Below are 16553 nucleotides of genomic sequence, written 5' to 3'. Positions count from 1 at the left end.
GTCAGTGACCGGCGGACGGCGTCTGTGCGCCGGGCTGCGGTTTCTTGAGCAGGAGTGCAAGCGGCACGCATGCCGCCAGCGCGATGCCGAGCACCCAGAATGTTTCGGAGAACGTGATAACCAGCGATTGCTGCTGGATCTGCACCGCGATCTGGCCCAGCGAGCGCATCTGCGAGTAAGCCATATCACCCGTCTGCGCGAACCAGTTCGCCGCGCCCGCTGCCACGCGTTCCTGCCCGATCAGCGAGTTGGCACTGAGCGACTCGCGCAGCACCGCCGTATGGTAGGTCTCGCGCCGGTCGATGAGCGTGCCGATGATCGCGAGCCCCACCGAGCCGCCCAGATTGCGCGCCATGTTGTAGAGCCCTGCCGCGTCGCCGGAATCTTCGCGCGCGACCGCTGCCATCGAGGCCTGATTGAGCGGCATCATCGCCAGCATCTGGGCCGCGCCGCGCACGAGTTGCGACCAGACGAAATCATGGCCCACGCTCTGTGCGGTGAGCGAAATGTCGAGCATGCAGCTCAATGTGAACAACAGCAGCCCGCTCACCACCAGCACGCGAAAGTCCACCTGGCCGAGCAGGCGCGGCAGCACCGGCATCATGAGGAATGCGGGCAGGCCCGACAGCAGCATGATCGCACCCGACTGCTCCGCGTTATAGCCCGCGACGAGGCTCAAGAACTGCGGCAGCAAATAGGAAATGCCGTAAAGCCCTGCCCCCACCGCGAACACGATCACGATCACACTCGCGTAGCGCGGATTGCGCATGAGCGAGAGGCGCAGGATCGGCTTTTTCGCCGTGAACTGCGAAGCTGCGATAAGCGCCATGCCCGCGAGCGTCACCCATGTGAGCGCGACGATCATGTCCGACTCGAACCAGCGCTCGCGCTGCCCTTCTTCTAGCACCACGGTGAGCGAGCTCAGACCGACGGCCAGGCCGACGATGCCGAGCCAGTCGGCCTTGAAAAAGGCCTCCCAATGCGGACGATCGGGCTTGAGGCCAACGAGCAGCAGCGTGATGAGCGCAAGACAGACCGGCAGGTTGATGAAGAAGCACCAGCTCCAGCTGATGTTCTCCGCGAGCCAGCCGCCCACGACCGGGCCGAGCAGCGGACCGAGCAGCACGATGAGGCCGAACACCGTCATGCCGATCGGCAACTGCGAGAGCGGCAGGCGCGTGCGGATGATGGTCTGCCCGGTGGGAATCATGGCGCCGCCCGTGAAGCCCTGGCCGATGCGCCCCGCGATCATCACGCCAAGCGAGTTCGACCAGCCGCACATCATCGAAAAGCCGATGAACAGCGCGGAATTGGCGAGCAGAAAATTTCGCAGTCCGAATACCCGCGTGAGCCATGCCGCAAGCGGAATCATCACGATCTCGGACATCAGATAGCCCGTGGAGATCCATGTGCCCTCGGTGCCGGTCGCGCCGATCTCGCCTTGAATCTGCGGCAGCGCCGAGTTCGTGATCGAGATGTCGAGCGTCGCCATCAGCGCACCCAGCGCGCCCGCCGCCACGGCGACCCAGTCGGCTGCGCTCGCGCGCTCGCCGTGCGGATGCGCTCCGCCCCCTTGTGCGCTGGCGTGTTCAGCCACGATGGTTCTCGGCGTCGATACGGCGATCGTCGTCGCGCGCGGAGCGCGTGTCCACGTCCACGGTCACCGACATGCCCGGCAGCAGCACGCTGCGCGTTTCGGGACCGGTGTCGAGACGGATGCGCACCGGCACGCGCTGCACGATCTTCGTGAAGTTGCCGGTGGCGTTCTCGGGCGGCAGCAGCGCGAATTGCGCGCCCGTGCCCGGCGAGAAGCTGTCCACCACGCCATGCAGCGTATGGCCCGGCAGCGCGTCCACATGCATCTCGACCGGTTGGCCCACGCGCATGCGGCCGATCTGCGTTTCCTTGAAATTCGCCGTGAGGTAGGTCTTCTGCACGGGCACCACGGTGAGCATGCGCGTGCCGGGCTGCACGTACTGGCCCACCCGCACCGTGCGGTCGCCCACGCGGCCCGCCAGCGCGCTCCTCACCACCGAGTTGTCCAGGTCGAGTTGCGACTGCGCCGCATTGGCGCGCGCCGCCTCGAGTTGGGCGCGAGCCTGCGCGAGCTGCGCGGTGAGCGCGGCAATCTGCGAGCGCGCCGCTTCCACGGCGGCCGTATCCGCGGCCAGCGTGGCCTGGGCTTGATCACGCGTGCTCTTCAGTTCCGCGAGACGTTCGGCCGTTTCCGCGCCCGTCGCCGCGAGCGGCGCATAGCGCGCGACCTCGTCCTGCGCGTGGCGCAGGCTCACGCGCGCCACTTCCTGCTGCGCCTGGCTCTGAGCGATGTTGGCGTGCTGCTGCGCGATCTGCGCCTCGGCATGCTGGATGTCCGCGTTGCGCGCGTCGACGGTCGCGTTGGACTGGTCGAGCGCGACCTGATATTGGCGCGCGTCGAGCTTCACGAGCGGATCGCCGGCCTTGACCGCCTGGTTGTCGGCCACGTAGACGTCGGTGACATAGCCGCTCACCTTCGGCGCGATCGTCACGCTGTCCGCCTGCAAGTAGGCGTCGTCGGTGCTCTCGATGAAGCGCCCCACGAGCCACCAATGCCCACCCCAAACACCGGCGGCAACGAGCGCCGCGAGCCCGAGACCCACCAGCACGGTGCGCTTCGCACCGCGTGTTTTCCCGTATTTCCCAGGCGTGACGGCGTCGCTCGGCGCCTCGCGCTCAGCTGCGCCTGCAGTCGTAGACATGTTTGGCCAAATCCAGAATTGTTCCAGTTGGCAAAATTATTCCATTCGGAAAAATTGTGTCAAGTGATATATTTCTTGGAGCGAGGGCGCAAACCGGAAATTTATGAACGAACCGAAACGACTGCGCCGCCCCCCGGCGGGCGGCTATGCGCGCGGCGACGAAACACGCCGCAAGATCATCGAAGCCGCCATCAGCCTGTTCGGGCAGCACGGCTTCGAGGGCGCCTCGACGCGGGACATCGCGGCACGCGCCGGCGTCAACGCGCCTGCGTTGCAGTACTACTTCGAGAACAAGGAAGGGCTCTACCGCGCGTGCGCCGAGTCGCTCGCCGACGCCTCGTGGCAAGCCTTCGAGCCCGCCGTACTGCGCGCGCGCGCAGCGCTCGAACGCAACGCCGAAACCGCCGCGCTCATCGACGCGTTCATCGACATCCAGCGCATCGTGGCCGATCGCACCTTCGTGAAGCACTGCGAGCCGGACCAGCGCCTGTTCTTCGCACGCGAGCAAGGCGGCGGCGAGCCCGAGATTGGCACCGAAGTGCTGCGCGAGCGCGTGCGCATGCCGCTGAACAAGGTGAACACGGCGCTGCTGGCCCGCATCACAGGCCTGAGCGCCGACGACCCGCTCACCATCGTGCGCATGTTCAGCCTTTACGGGCAGTTTCTGCTCTTCTATGTCGCGCGCCGATCGACGCTCACGATGCTCGAGTGGAAGGATATCGACGCGGAAAAGGCTGAGTTCCTCAAGGCCAACATCGGCGAGCAAACCCGTGTGCTGCTCGAGCACTGGAGCCGCGAGCGCGACGCGAAGGGGGAACGGCCGGCGCAGGGCGGCTGAATGCGCCCGAATGTGGATGAATGTGGCTGAATGCCGGCGCGATGGCGGCGCACGTTTCCGATGATGGAACGCACCGGCGTTTTGAAGCGCTTCCGAAACTTCGGGCCGCCTCACACACTTTTGCGCTCCAGCGCCTCCAACTGACCCGTGCGGTCAGCCCGTGCGCGTGCTAGTGTTAAAAATTCGTTCCTCGCGCAACCGGTGCCGCCATGTCCCCCACCACAGCCGTCCTCAGCATTCTCGCCGCCGTCCTGCTGGGCGCCATGAGCCCAGGCCCCAGCTTCGTGATGGTCGCGCGCAACGCAATCGGCCTGTCGCGCCGCGACGGCGTCGCCACGGCTTTCGGAATGGGCATCGGCGCGATCTGCTTCGCGGGCATTGCGCTCGCGGGCCTCTATACGCTGCTCTCCACCGTCGCATGGCTCTACGCCGGACTCAAGATCGCAGGCGGCCTCTATCTCCTCTACATTGCCACGCGCATCTGGCGCGGCGCGGGCCACCCGGTGACGATGAGCCAGAGCGAGATGGACGGCGCCCGGCCGGGCAAGTCGTTCTGGACCGGCCTGACGACGCAATTGAGCAATCCGAAGACGGCGGTGGCCTACGGCAGCATCTTCGTGGCCCTGCTCCCGCAGCATCCGCCGCTCTGGTGCTATTTCGCGCTGCCGCCGCTCGTATTCGCGATCGAAACCGGCTGGTACACCGTGGTCGCGCTCTGCTTTTCGAGCCAGCGTCCGCGCGATCTCTATCTGCGCGCGAAGCGCTGGATCGACCGCATTGCAGCCGGCGCGATCACCGCACTCGGTTTGCGGCTGATTTTCAGCGCGGGGCACCGCGGGCTCTAAGCCGCGCCGCACGGTCCATCCATGGGCACGGCATCCTTTTCCGTGCCCTAGATGTTGAGTGCGCGCTTTTGAACGGCGAGCGCCGCTTCCCGCATCACTTCGGAAAGTGACGGATGCGGGTGCGAGATCATGCCGATATCTTCCGACGACGCCTTGAATTCGAGCGCCACCACGGCTTCCGCAATGAGGTCCGAGGCATTCGCGGAAATGATATGGACACCCAATAGTTCATCTGTCCGGGCATCGGCAATCATCTTGACGAAGCCTTCGGTCCGCCCGATCCCCAGGGCCCGGCCGTTGGCCATCATGGGGAATTGCCCCACCTTCACCTCGCGACCCTCCGCCTTCAACTGCTGCTCGGTCTTGCCGACCCAGGCTATTTCCGGCTCCGTATAGATGACCCACGGAATGCAGTTGTAGTCGATATGCGGCTTCTGTCCGTCGATGATCTCCGCCACCATCACGCCTTCGTCCTCGGCCTTGTGGGCGAGCATGGGGCCGCGCACGACGTCGCCGATCGCGTAGACGTGCGGCACGCTGGTCGCGCAATGGTCATTCACGGGAATGAAGCCTCTTTGATCGACCGTCAGGCCGACCGAATCGAGTCCGAGATCGTGGGTGTTCGGCACTCGCCCGATCGATACGATCAAGCGGTCGGCTTCGAGCACCTGCTGAACGCCGTCCTTGTCCGTCCAGGCGATCGAGACGCCGTCGGCATGCGTCTTGACCTCGCCGATCGAGGCGCCAAGTATGATCTTGAGGCCTTGTTTGGCGAACTGCTTCGCGGCCTCTTTCGTGATGGACTCGTCCGCCGCCGCCAGAAAAACCGGCAGCATTTCCAGCAAGGTGACGTCAGCACCCAGGCGCCGCCAGACTGATCCCAATTCAAGCCCGATCACGCCGGCACCGATCACGGCCAGCCGCGCCGGCACCGAATCGAACGCCAGCGCGCCCTCGTTGTCGCAGACAATCTGGTTATCCACGGCAACGCCCGGCAAATGACGTGCGTTGGAGCCCGTCGCAATGATGACGTCCTTCGCCGTGTAGGTGGCGCTTTCTGCGTCCCCGCTCACGCCAACGCGTATCAGTTCGCCCGCCTTGCCCGCGAGCTTGCCATGGCCCTTGAGCCACGTGATCTTGTTCTTGCGAAACAGGAACTCGACGCCACCGGTAATCTTTTCGACAATGGCTTCTTTGCGTCCCACCATCTTGCGCACATCGAGCGTGACGCGCTCAACACCGATGCCATGATCGCTCAAATGGTGCAGGGTCTTTTCGTACTCCTCAGAGGAAGCGAGCAACGCCTTCGACGGAATACAGCCGACATTCAGGCACGTTCCACCCAGCTTGGGCTTGCCGGCCGGGTTCTTCCACTGCTCGACGCAAGCGACGGACCTGCCCAGCTGCGCCGCGCGTATGGCCGCGATATAGCCGCCAGGGCCCGAACCGATGACGATCACATCGAAGTCCGCGCGCTGCGAATCCGGCTGAGCCACGGGAGCGGGCGCGGGCGCGGGAGCCTGAGGCGCAGGGGCAGCGCTAGCCGGCTGAGCGGGCGCGTGCGGGGCGGCCTCGGTATCGATGATGGCGATGATGTCGTCGGCATGGACGGTATCACCCTGGTTGTGCAAGGTCGCGGCCAGAACGCCGGCGGCGGGTGCCGGGACCTCGAGCACGACCTTGTCGGTCTCCAGTTCGATCAGAATCTCGTCCTGCGCGACGGCATCGCCGGGCTGCTTTTTCCATGCGAGAAGTGTCGCTTCGGTAACCGATTCGGAAAGCTGCGGTACCTTGACCTCTGTCTTTGCCATCGATGATTCCTCGGACGTCGAGCGTATTTCAAACGATCATACCCATGCGATTTCGCAGCACGGCTTAATCGTTCTTAACGCCAGCTGAAACCTTCGGCTGCCCGATGGCCCCTACGGCCCGGTGACCCGTCACGCCGATGCTAGAATCGGCCGCAATGGAACCGCGGCACCGAGGCAAAAACCCGGCGGTGCAGGAGACGCACATCATGTACACACGAGTCCTCGTCCCGGTGGACGGCAGCGAAGCCGCATCGCGGGCATTGGACGCCGCGCTGGAACTCGCCGTGGAGATGGGGGCCGAGCTTCGGCCGTTTTATGTGATCGACGTGCCGGTGCTCGCGTTCGAGTCACCCGAGCTCGATCCCTCGATCATGCGCAACGCGTTCGCCGCCGAAGGGCGCGTTGCCCTGACCCACGCCGAGGCGCAGATGAGAGAGCGCGGCGTAGCGGGTTCCACCTGCCTCGCCGAAATCTCGGGTCCCGGCAAGGACATTGCGCACCATATCCTGCTCGCCGCTGCCGATTGGCGCGCGGACCTCATCGTGATGGGAACGCATGGGCGGCGCGGCTTGCAAAGGTTGATACTCGGCAGCGTCGCGGAGCGGGTGCTGCGCGGCACCACGCTGCCTGTGTTGCTGGTGCCCGCCCGTACGCAGGCGGAGCACTGAATTCACCCGTTTCTGCCGATGTGCGGCGCTCGGGCGAATGTTTGCAGACGCGTTTGTAGACGAAGCGAAAGCGAAGGCCATCGCGCCTTCATCAAGCCGAACAGCGCGATGGCCTCACAATCGAACGCGCGGCAACGTCAGGCGATGTCGAAGCGGTCGAGATTCATCACCTTGACCCACGCAGCCGCGAAGTCACGGGCGAACTTCTCCGTGGCGTCGTTGCTGGCATAGACCTCGCTGAGTGCCCGCAGCACCGCATTCGAACCGAACACCAGATCCGCCCGGGTAGCCGTCCACTTCAGTTCGCCCGTCTTGCGGTCGCGGCCGTCGAACACGTCGCGCGCTTCCGAAGCCGGCTTCCACTCCGTGCCCATGTCGAGCAGGTTGCGGAAGAAGTCGTTGGTCAGCGCCTGCGGACGGTCCGTGAACACGCCGTGCGTCGCCTTGCCGTCGTTGGCGCCGAGGACACGCAAGCCGCCGATCAGCACAGTCATTTCCGGTGCGGTCAGCGTCAGCAATTGCGCCTTGTTGACCAGCAGCGCTTCGGCCGGTACGCGGACCCCGTCCTTGACGTAGTTGCGGAAGCCATCGGCGGGCGGCTCGAGCATGGCAACGGATTGCACGTCGGTCTGCTCCTGCAATGCATCCATGCGGCCAGGCGTGAACGGCACGTCAACGGCATGACCTGCGTTCTTTGCCGCCTGCTCGATGCCGGCGCTGCCGGCCAGCACGATCAGGTCCGCCAGCGAGATCTTCTTGCCGCCGGACTGCGCAGCATTGAACTCGCCCTGGATGCCTTCGAGCACCTTCAGCACCTTCGCCAGTTGCTCAGGCTGGTTCACCTCCCAGTGATTCATCGGCGCGAGGCGAATGCGTGCGCCGTTCGCGCCGCCGCGCTTGTCCGAGCCGCGGAAGCTGGACGCCGAGGCCCACGCGGTGGAGACCAGTTCCGCAATCGACAGACCCGATGCCACGATTTTCTGCTTGAGCGCGGCAATGTCCTTGTCATCGACGAGCGGGTGGTTCACCGCCGGAATCGGGTCTTGCCAGATCAGCTCCTCGGCGGGCACTTCCGGGCCGAGATAGCGTGCACGCGGACCCATGTCGCGGTGTGTGAGCTTGAACCACGCGCGGGCGAAGGCATCCGCGAACGCTTCGGGATCCGCCAGGAAGCGGCGCGAAATCTTCTCGTAGGCCGGATCGAAGCGCAGCGAAAGGTCGGTCGTCAGCATCGTCGGCAACAGCTTCTTCGAAGCATCGAACGCGTGCGGGATCGTTGCTTCGGCATCCTTTGCAACCCACTGATGGGCGCCGGCCGGGCTCTTCGTCAGCTCCCATTCGTAGCCGAACAGATTCTTGAAGAAGCCCATGCTCCATTGCGTCGGCGTGCTGGACCAGGTGACCTCGAGGCCGCTCGTGATCGCGTCCGCGCCCTTGCCGGTGCCAAAGCTGCTCTTCCAGCCGAGCCCCTGCTCCTCGAGCTGCGCCGCCTCGGGCGCTGCGCCCACATTGTCGGCCGGGCCCGCGCCATGCGTCTTGCCGAAGGTATGGCCACCGGCGATCAGCGCGACGGTTTCCTCGTCGTCCATGGCCATGCGCCCAAAGGTATCGCGGATATCGTGCGCTGCCGCGAGCGGGTCGGGGTTGCCGTCCGGGCCCTCGGGATTCACATAGATCAGGCCCATCTGCACGGCCGCAAGCGGATTTTCCAGATCGCGCTTGCCCGAGTAGCGGCTGTGGGGGTTGTCGCTCGGCGCGAGCCACGTGGTCTCGCTGCCCCAGTAAACGTCCTGATCCGGCTCCCACGTGTCCTCGCGGCCGCCGGCGAAGCCGAACGTCTTGAAACCCATCGTTTCGAGCGCGACATTGCCGGTCAGGATCAGCAGATCGGCCCAGGAAATATTCTGGCCGTATTTTTGCTTGATCGGCCAGAGCAGGCGGCGTGCCTTGTCGAGGCTGACGTTATCGGGCCAGCTGTTGAGCGGCGCGAAACGCTGCTGGCCGCGCCCGGCGCCGCCGCGGCCGTCGCCGATGCGGTAGGTGCCCGCGCTGTGCCAGGCCATGCGGATGAACAAGCCGCCGTAGTGGCCGAAGTCCGCCGGCCACCAGTCCTGCGAGTCGGTCATGAGCGCCGCGAGGTCCTTCTTGACCGCGGCGAGATCGAGGCGCTTGAACGCCTCGGCGTAGTCGAAGTCCTTGTCGAGCGGATTGGACTTGCTCGAGTGCTGGCTGAGCAGATCCAGCCGCAGCTGATTCGGCCACCAGTCGCGGTTCGTCGTCCCGCCGCCGGCCGTATGGTCGAACGGACACTTTGCTTCATCTGACATTTTCGATCTCCTTCCAGCGTGTTCACCCATCGACAAGACGACGATGGTCATCAAGGGTTTCAAACGCACATCCTGTCATGGTTCTCGCCGGCTTGCATTGTGACTGTCTGAATCGTTCTGAACGCCGGGGCGGCGCCGGCCGGCTCGTGCCATCCCCCCGCCTCTGGCTGGACAACAGACCCGGCCGCGTGCAGCGCCAGTAACAATTTGTGATCCATGTAACCGGAGCCGTCGCGCGTGCGAACTAGCTCTGGTATCCGGCACGGGTACAAGTCGCGAACGAAGCTTCAAAAGCCGGTCGTGGCAGCAACGATCGGTCCTGCGGTATTCGATCTGTAGTTTGCCAACCTATGGAGCCGTCAATGAAATCAAACCGCTTTTTCCCACGCACAGCGCGTAGAAATTTCATCTTCGCCATCACCGCCGCGCTGTCTTTACCCACGATGGCCTGGGCCGATTCGGATAGCGACCCGGCGGGCGCTGTCTTTGTCATGTCGAACCAGCCAACCGGCAATGCCGTGCTCGCGTACTCCCGGGACGCGAACGGTCAACTTGCGTACCAGGCCACCTACCCGACGGGCGGCAAAGGTGCCGGTACGGGAGCGGATCCGCTGGGCTCGCAAGGCGCACTGGTCTTGTCATCCGGGTTCCTGTTTGCGGTGAACGCGGGCAGCAACGACGTTTCCATGTTCAAGGTAGAAGGCACGAAGCTCACGCTGCTCGACCGGGAGCCATCGGGTGGGCAAAGGCCGGTCAGCGTCACGGTAAAAGGGTTTATCGCGTACGTCGTCAACGCAGGCGGGACGGCCAGCATAAGCGGATATTTCGTCGACGGGTTTGGCAAGCGCCTCGTCCCGCTACCGAATTCGCTGCGCCCGGTCGCGGGTGGCGCATCGGCTCAACCCGGTCAGATCGGTTTCGCACCGGAAAGCGACGAACTGCTGGTGACCGAAAAAGGGACGCAACTGATCGACACCTATCATGTCGACCCCGCGGGATATGCGAAAGGTCCCGTGCAACACGCATCGATCGGCGTCACGCCGTTCGGCTTTTCGGTCACGCGCCGCGGCTATGCCGTCGTTGCGGCCGCGGGCTCGGGCTCCGTTGCCTCTTACGACATCGAGCGCAATCAAGACCTGACGCTAATCAGCAATGTCCCCCTCGGACAAATGGCGCCGTGCTGGCTCGTCACGACCGGTGACGGGCGCTACGCGTATACGGCCAACGCGGGCAGCAGCACGATCAGCAGCCTGCGCGTGAACGCCGATGGAACCACGCAGTTGATCAATCCGACTGCTGCAGCCGTTAGTACTCCGCTCGATCTCGCACTGAGCGCGAACAGCAAGTTCCTGTACGTTCGCCAAGGTGGCGGCGCCGTGAGTGGCTTCAGCGTCTCACCCGACGGCAGTTTGAATCCGATCGGCGCAGTGACGGGCCTGCCACCGGGCGCGCAGGGCATCGCCGCTCGCTAGCCGGTTTGTACTGCTTAAGGTGCCGGGCGGCAGAGCGGGTCGGAATGCGACGGGGCGCACTGCCAGGCACGCCCGGCTTTGGTCACTGTTCGTCGAACAATCCGTTCGGCGGGGCTTCGCGTACGTCACTCATGCGGGTCAAGAAGGCGGCTCGCGCGGACGTTGCACGCGTGTCTGCAGAGCCGATCAGCCGGCTTCGTTACTAATGGAATCGTCATCGCGTTGCGATTGCGGCCAATTCATCAAGCCGCACTTTAGCTCGCTGCAAATCCGCAGTTCCGAATCCTTCCGTGAAAGCATCACGGACAGGAGCGAGTATTTGCCTCGCGGCGCTCATCCTGCCTTGCGTCAAATACAGCCCCGCCAGGCTCAGCGCCGCGCGCAGTTCGAGCGATCTGGCGCCACGGCGGTGAGCCGTGGCAATGGCCTCGTTGAAACGCGCCTCGGCCGCATCGCGGTCCGCGGCAGCGACAGCCGCAGTGGCATCAGCAGTCGGCAGCCCCGCCGGCAGCAGCAGCAACTCGCCCCCAAGGCGATACAGTTCCGGCTCGTGATGGCGTTCGCCCGATTCTTCGGCTACCGCCATGGCTTCGGCCAGCGCATCCAGCCCCGCATCGCGCTGCCCTGCCCTTGCGCAGGTTTCGGCCAATAGCGCCAGAAAGTACGTGCGGCCAAGTCGAGCCCCGGTTGCTTCATAGCCGGCGAGGCCGTGGCGTACGCGAGCCATACCCTGCCCGGCTTCCCCCGCTTCGGCCAGCGCCCAACCGTCGAGTATGGTTGCCCACGCAAGTATCGTGGGGAAGCCCTGCTCCGTCGAAAGGTCGATGGCCGCCTCCGCGCAGTCATGCGTGAGTCTGGGCTCGCCGCGCAATTGATGAAGCTCTGCCTTGAACACAAGCGATTGCCCGAGGCTGACCATGTCGTGCAACGCGCGAGCGCGAGTGAGCGCCTGTTCGGCACGCCTTAACGCCTCATCCGGATAGCCCATGTGCCAAAGCACGAGGCCCAGGCTGCTTTCGCCAACGCTGCGAGGATCTCGCCCATGCGCGAAGATCTCCTCGTCGAGTTGTTCAGCGTCATGCAGTTGCGACAACTTCCCCAAGCCAGCAAGATACGCATGCGCGGAACTCAGCTCCCCGAGCCTGAACAAGCTCATTCCCAGCAGGTAGTTTGCCTCCATGATTTGCGCGGGATTGTGCGCACGCTCGGCCAGCTCGAGCAGCCTTTCGGCGATCTCCCTGGCCGTCTTGTATTCGGCGCCCAACTGATAAACCATGCGCAGGCCGGTTTGAGCCCGGAACAGATGCGGCGTTTGTCCGGCCTGCCTGCACAGCTCCAGCGCACGTGTATACGTTGCCTTCACTTCGGGCGAAGCCCATCCTCTTGCAGCCATCAAGGCCGGCCCGATGGCAAGCCGCAACGCGAGTTCCCGATCGGCGCGCTCGGGCGTTTCAGGCAGACCTCCGAGCAGATCCAGCGCCATGCCGAGCTGACGAATCGCTTCGGCATTCGCCGACCGTTGCCAGGCCTGTTGCCCGGCGCAATGCAAATACTCGACCGCTTTCGGCGCGTTGCCACTCAGGCTGTAATGATGCGCGAGTTCACTCCAGTGGTCCTTGAGATGCGCCTCAAAAAGCGCCTCGAGTGCCTGGCCGGTACGTTCGTGCACCACGCGGCGCCGCTCGGCAAGCAACGAATTGCCGGCTACCTCCTGCGTCAACGCATGCTTGAACACATACTCCACCGCCGGGAAGGCGGGTTGCTCGTCTATGAATCCCCCTTTTTCCAGGCGCGCGAGCAGCGTGTATAGCTCGTCGTCCGGCAGTTCGACGACATACTGAACCAGGTTCGCCGGGAACGTCTTCCCAATCACCGCGAGCGTTTGCAGCAACTCTTTTTCCGCGGCCGGCAACCGGTCGATACGCGCAGCCAGCACGCCCTGCACCGTGGTCGGGATATGCAACGTGAGCGGCACCGTCTGCATGCGGTAATGGCCCTTCTCGCCCACGAGCACGCGCTCTTCGGCCAGCGTTCGCACCACTTCTTCGATAAAGAACGGATTGCCTTCCGTTTTGTCGAGGACATGCTGCTTCACGGCAACGAGTGTGCGATCGTCGCCAACGAGCGCACTGATGAGCCCCTGAGCATCGGCACGTCCCAGTGGCTCGAGCACCACCGGTGTGTAACAGTCGCGCCCGCTCCAGTCATCCCGATACTCGGGGCGATAGTTGAGCAGCAGCAGCAGGCGGCCACTCGATACGTGATCGATCAGGAAAGCCAGGAAAGCCTGCGTCTCGCTGTCGAGCCACTGCAGATCCTCGAACACCAGGGCGACGGGTTCGTTCACGCTTTCTCGCACGAAAAGCCGTGCAATCGCCTCGAACGTGCGATCGCGCCGGATATGCGAATCCATTTGCGTGAGCGCCGGACTCGCCTCGCCGATCCCGAGCAGATGAAGCAGATAAGGCACCCGATCCTCGAGACCACGCTCGAGCGTCAGTACGCGACCCGTCACCTTTTCGCGGCACCGTCGTTCGTCGTCCGCGGAGGAGATCTGAAAATAATTCTTCAGCAATTCAATGAGCGGCAATAACGCGAACGATTTGCCGTGCGAGACAGAGAATGTCTCCACCACGAGGCAGCCTTTTAACGCTGTTCGCTTGAACTCATGAAAGAGCCTCGATTTACCTACGCCCGCTTCGCCCATGACACCCACGACTGAGCCTTGCCCCGCTTTCGTCGCATCGAGCGCCCTGCGCAATGTGTCGAACTCCGCCTCGCGGCCCACGAACCGGGTCAGCCCGCGCTGTTCGGCTACCTGAAGACGGGTACGCAAAGCACCTGGCCCATGCAGCTCGTAGACGGCGAGCGATTCGGCGACCCCTTTGACCTGGGTCTGCCCCAAAGCCTTGAACTCGAAATACCCCTCGGTCAACCGGTAGGTGGACGGGCTCACAAGAATCGACGCCGGCGTAGCAATCGCCTCCATGCGCGAGGCAATGTGGATCGTGTTGCCGACCGGGTCATAGTCCGTGTGCAAGTCGTCCTTGCGAATGGATCGCATGACGACCTCACCGGTGTGGACTCCTACGCGGATTTGCAACGGAATCGCATGCGCGAGGCGAATGCGGTCGCTATGGCGGCGCATCGCCTGTTGCATTCTGAGCGCCGCATACAGTGCGCGCTGCGGATGATCCTCGTGCGCGATGGGCGCGCCGAACAGGGCGAGGATGCCGTCGCCGAGCAACTTCGCGACAAAGCCCTCGTAATGATGAACCGCCTCCATCATCAGCTCGATGACGGGAGCGATCAGTCGATGCGCCTCTTCGGGGTCCAGATCGTAGATCAGCGCAGTCGAGCCCGCCATGTCCGCGAACAGTGCGGTAATGGTCTTACGTTCGCTAACGGCCTTGCCGCGCGCTTCGAGGACCGCCTGTGCCGCACGGATTTGCTCAGCCAGATGCGATGGCGTGTAGTCGATGGGCGACGGTGTGGCTCCCGTGCGAACGAGGACGCCGCCGCACTGCTCGCAGAATCGGGCACCCTCGCGGCATTCAAAGCCGCAATTTGTGCAGCGCATATAGTCCCTCTCGTGGGACGCTCTCGATCACCATTTAAATCTCAAACACTCCGGGTATCAAGCTGCCTGCAGCGCGTTTTGCGTGCTTTATTTTCATACGAATCGGCGCGTGCACGCTCTCATTACCTGCGCAAAGCACTATCCGTTCCCGGTGCTCGCCGATCACAGCGCCATGCGCTTGCGCTGCAGGAACCGGCGCACCATCGCTTGCGCGGCGCCGTCTGCGTCACACGCGCCGCCGGTCGGACTCATGCCCCAGATGGCGCTTCGTAAGGCGCGGTCCAGACCGGGCGCACTTCCATGATGCCGTGCGCCGCGCCGGGACAACGCGAGGCCCACGCGAGCGCCGCATCGAGGTTCGGCACGTCGATCAGATAGTAGCCGGCGAGCTGCTCCTTCGAATCGGAGTACGGTCCATCGAGCACCTGCGGCTTGCCGTCAACGAGCCGCACCGTGGTGGCCGCGTTCGTGTGCTGCAACCGGTTGGCGCCGACCAGCGCACCGGCCTTGTCCAGCGATTCGGTGTACGCGTGATATGCGGCCACGCCTTGCTGCCGCTCGCTGTCGGTCATCTCGGCCCAGCGGTTTTCTTGTGAATAGATCATCAACAGGTATTGCATATGAGCCTCCATCATCGGTTGGTGGCGGATGAGTACATCGGGCCGCCATTTCAATGACGCGCGGGCCGGGTGCTGATGGACAAGCGGCGCAAAAAACTCGGGCGGCGCGGGAAGGTGTCAAAGCCGGGGTACAGGCGTTTATCGAGCGTACGGCCGCTTGTCTCGATTCTGGCCGCATCGTTCCGGAGCACAGGAAATTAATTTTCGCATCGGCACTTGACAATCTATCTTCCAGTAGATAAATTAGAGCCCATGGAAACGAAACTGACAGTGCGCGAACAAGTTGTGGACCACGCCATCACGTTGATGATGCTGCGCGGTTACAACGGGTTCAGCTATCGCGACCTGTCGGAGCTGGTAGGCGTGAAGACGTCGAGCATCCACTACTACTTCCCGTCGAAAGACGACCTGGTGCTCGAAGCCGTGAACCAGTACAGCAACGAGGTCATGCACGCCCTGAAGGCGGTGGACCCGGCGCTGCCGGCAAACGAAAAGCTCGCCATGTACACGCGGCTGTTCGGCAAGACACTCGGCGACGGCAACCAGATCTGCCTGTGCGGCATGCTGGCCGCCGACATCGAGACGCTGCCCGAGGCGGTGCGTCAGGCGGTGCAGGCGTTCTTCCGCGCCAACGAGTCGTGGCTCGCGAAAGTGCTGGAGCAAGGCGTCAAGGAAGGCACGCTGGTGGCCAAAGGCAAGCCCGAAAGCGCGGCGCGCACGTTGTTCGCGGCGCTGCAGGGCAGCGTGCTGGCGAGCCGCCTGTTTCATACGAAGGCGCGCCTCGAAGATGTGCAAGCCACGTGGAAAGCCGTCTCCTGATGGGGACGATCGGAAACATTTGAACGAAGGCGGCTAACCGCCTTTTTGTGGGGCAAGTTATCTATCTTTTAATAGATAGAATCAGTTTAAAAGCAACACGATGCAGGCGGAGTAAGGTATGGTTCTGCTTGGCCCATGCATCTATCTAGTCATAGATAGTGTCAGGAAGATGGCAATCATGCGTACGCCACGAATGACCGCTATTGTCGTTGTAACGCCGTAGCACAGCCTGTCGCGAAGACCACAGCCGGTCTGGACGACGAAAGATTCAACACCCGCAGTCCAACAGCTGCATTGCTCACTCAGGAGAGCCAGTCATGTCGATCGAACAAGTCCTCTACACCGCCGACGCAACCGCAACCGGAGGCCGTGACGGCCGCGCGGTCGTTCCCGCCAGCAATCTCGATTTCAAGCTCACCACGCCGCGCGAACTTGGCGGCGCGGGCGGCGACGGCGCGAACCCCGAGCAACTGTTTGCGGCCGGCTACAGCGCCTGCTTCATCGGTGCGATGAAGTTCGTCGGCGCGCGCGACAAGATCGCCATTCCGGCCGACGTCTCCATCAACGGCCGCGTGGGCATCGGCGCGATCCCCAACGGTTTCGGCATCGAAGTCGAGCTGCGCATCTCCCTGCCCGGCATGGACCGCGCAGCCGCTGAGGCGCTGGTCGAGAAGGCCCACGTCGTGTGCCCGTACTCGAACGCCACGCGCAACAACATCGACGTCACGCTGACGATCGTTTAAGGGCGCGCCCGTAGTTTTTGCGATTGGTTTTGCCGGTTAGTTTTCCCGATTTCCGATCGGGACGGTCGGGCCGCGCAGGCCGGACCACGCCA

Annotated in this window: 12 protein-coding genes; 6 read left to right on the top strand and 6 right to left on the bottom strand. The window is 63.7% G+C overall.

The annotated features are described in order from the left end of the window. Position 1: 1 nt before the first annotated feature. Both E1956_RS17505 and E1956_RS17500 read right to left on the bottom strand, forming a co-directional pair. Positions 2-1597, bottom strand: a complete 1596-nt coding sequence (locus tag E1956_RS17505) for an MDR family MFS transporter (protein WP_418789288.1) — start codon at positions 1595-1597, stop codon at positions 2-4. Next, positions 1590-2738, bottom strand: coding sequence for an HlyD family secretion protein (locus tag E1956_RS17500; protein WP_134751392.1), 1149 nt, complete (start codon positions 2736-2738; stop codon positions 1590-1592). The genes E1956_RS17505 and E1956_RS17500 overlap by 8 nt, the downstream gene beginning before the upstream one ends. Before the next feature lie 103 nt (positions 2739-2841). On the opposite strand from E1956_RS17500, the gene E1956_RS17495 reads away from it, so the two are divergent. After that, positions 2842-3576, top strand: a complete 735-nt coding sequence (locus tag E1956_RS17495) for a CerR family C-terminal domain-containing protein (protein WP_134751390.1) — start codon at positions 2842-2844, stop codon at positions 3574-3576. A gap of 209 nt (positions 3577-3785) precedes the next feature. Continuing rightward, positions 3786-4421, top strand: coding sequence for a LysE family translocator (locus E1956_RS17490; RefSeq protein ID WP_134751388.1), 636 nt, complete (start codon positions 3786-3788; stop codon positions 4419-4421). 47 nt (positions 4422-4468) lie between these two features. On the opposite strand, the gene lpdA is transcribed toward E1956_RS17490, so the two are convergent. Continuing rightward, the gene (lpdA, locus tag E1956_RS17485; protein ID WP_134751386.1) at positions 4469-6232 is read right to left on the bottom strand and encodes a dihydrolipoyl dehydrogenase; all 1764 of its coding nucleotides are present in this window, start codon (positions 6230-6232) and stop codon (positions 4469-4471) included. Positions 6233-6438: 206 nt separating this feature from the next. Between lpdA and E1956_RS17480 the strand changes: the two genes are divergently transcribed. Next, entirely contained in the window at positions 6439-6900 is a 462-nt protein-coding gene (locus E1956_RS17480; protein WP_134751384.1) for a universal stress protein, read from the top strand. Positions 6901-7037: 137 nt separating this feature from the next. Here E1956_RS17480 and katG read toward each other — a convergent pair whose 3' ends face one another. Then, entirely contained in the window at positions 7038-9227 is a 2190-nt protein-coding gene (gene katG / locus E1956_RS17475) for a catalase/peroxidase HPI (protein ID WP_134751382.1), read from the bottom strand. 362 nt (positions 9228-9589) lie between these two features. Between katG and E1956_RS17470 the strand changes: the two genes are divergently transcribed. Then, positions 9590-10699, top strand: a complete 1110-nt coding sequence (locus E1956_RS17470) for a lactonase family protein (RefSeq protein WP_167760054.1) — start codon at positions 9590-9592, stop codon at positions 10697-10699. A 214-nt stretch (positions 10700-10913) separates the two neighbouring features. Here E1956_RS17470 and E1956_RS17465 read toward each other — a convergent pair whose 3' ends face one another. After that, positions 10914-14279: an adenylate/guanylate cyclase domain-containing protein gene (locus tag E1956_RS17465; RefSeq protein ID WP_134751378.1), complete on the bottom strand. Its 3366-nt coding sequence runs from the start codon at positions 14277-14279 to the stop codon at positions 10914-10916. A 248-nt stretch (positions 14280-14527) separates the two neighbouring features. Further along, the gene (locus E1956_RS17460) at positions 14528-14899 is read right to left on the bottom strand and encodes a YciI family protein (protein ID WP_134751376.1); all 372 of its coding nucleotides are present in this window, start codon (positions 14897-14899) and stop codon (positions 14528-14530) included. 252 nt (positions 14900-15151) lie between these two features. On the opposite strand from E1956_RS17460, the gene E1956_RS17455 reads away from it, so the two are divergent. Beyond that, on the top strand, positions 15152-15718 hold the full coding sequence (locus E1956_RS17455; RefSeq protein WP_134751374.1) for a TetR/AcrR family transcriptional regulator: 567 nt from the start codon (positions 15152-15154) through the stop codon (positions 15716-15718). 317 nt (positions 15719-16035) lie between these two features. Further along, the gene (locus tag E1956_RS17450) at positions 16036-16461 is read left to right on the top strand and encodes an organic hydroperoxide resistance protein (protein ID WP_134751372.1); all 426 of its coding nucleotides are present in this window, start codon (positions 16036-16038) and stop codon (positions 16459-16461) included. Positions 16462-16553: the final 92 nt, after the last annotated feature.

Origin of the sequence: Paraburkholderia pallida (genome assembly GCF_004524855.1) — a bacterium.
Taxonomy (GTDB): Bacteria; Pseudomonadota; Gammaproteobacteria; order Burkholderiales; family Burkholderiaceae; genus Paraburkholderia; species Paraburkholderia oxyphila.
This window is presented reverse-complemented; position numbering and strand designations above follow the sequence as displayed.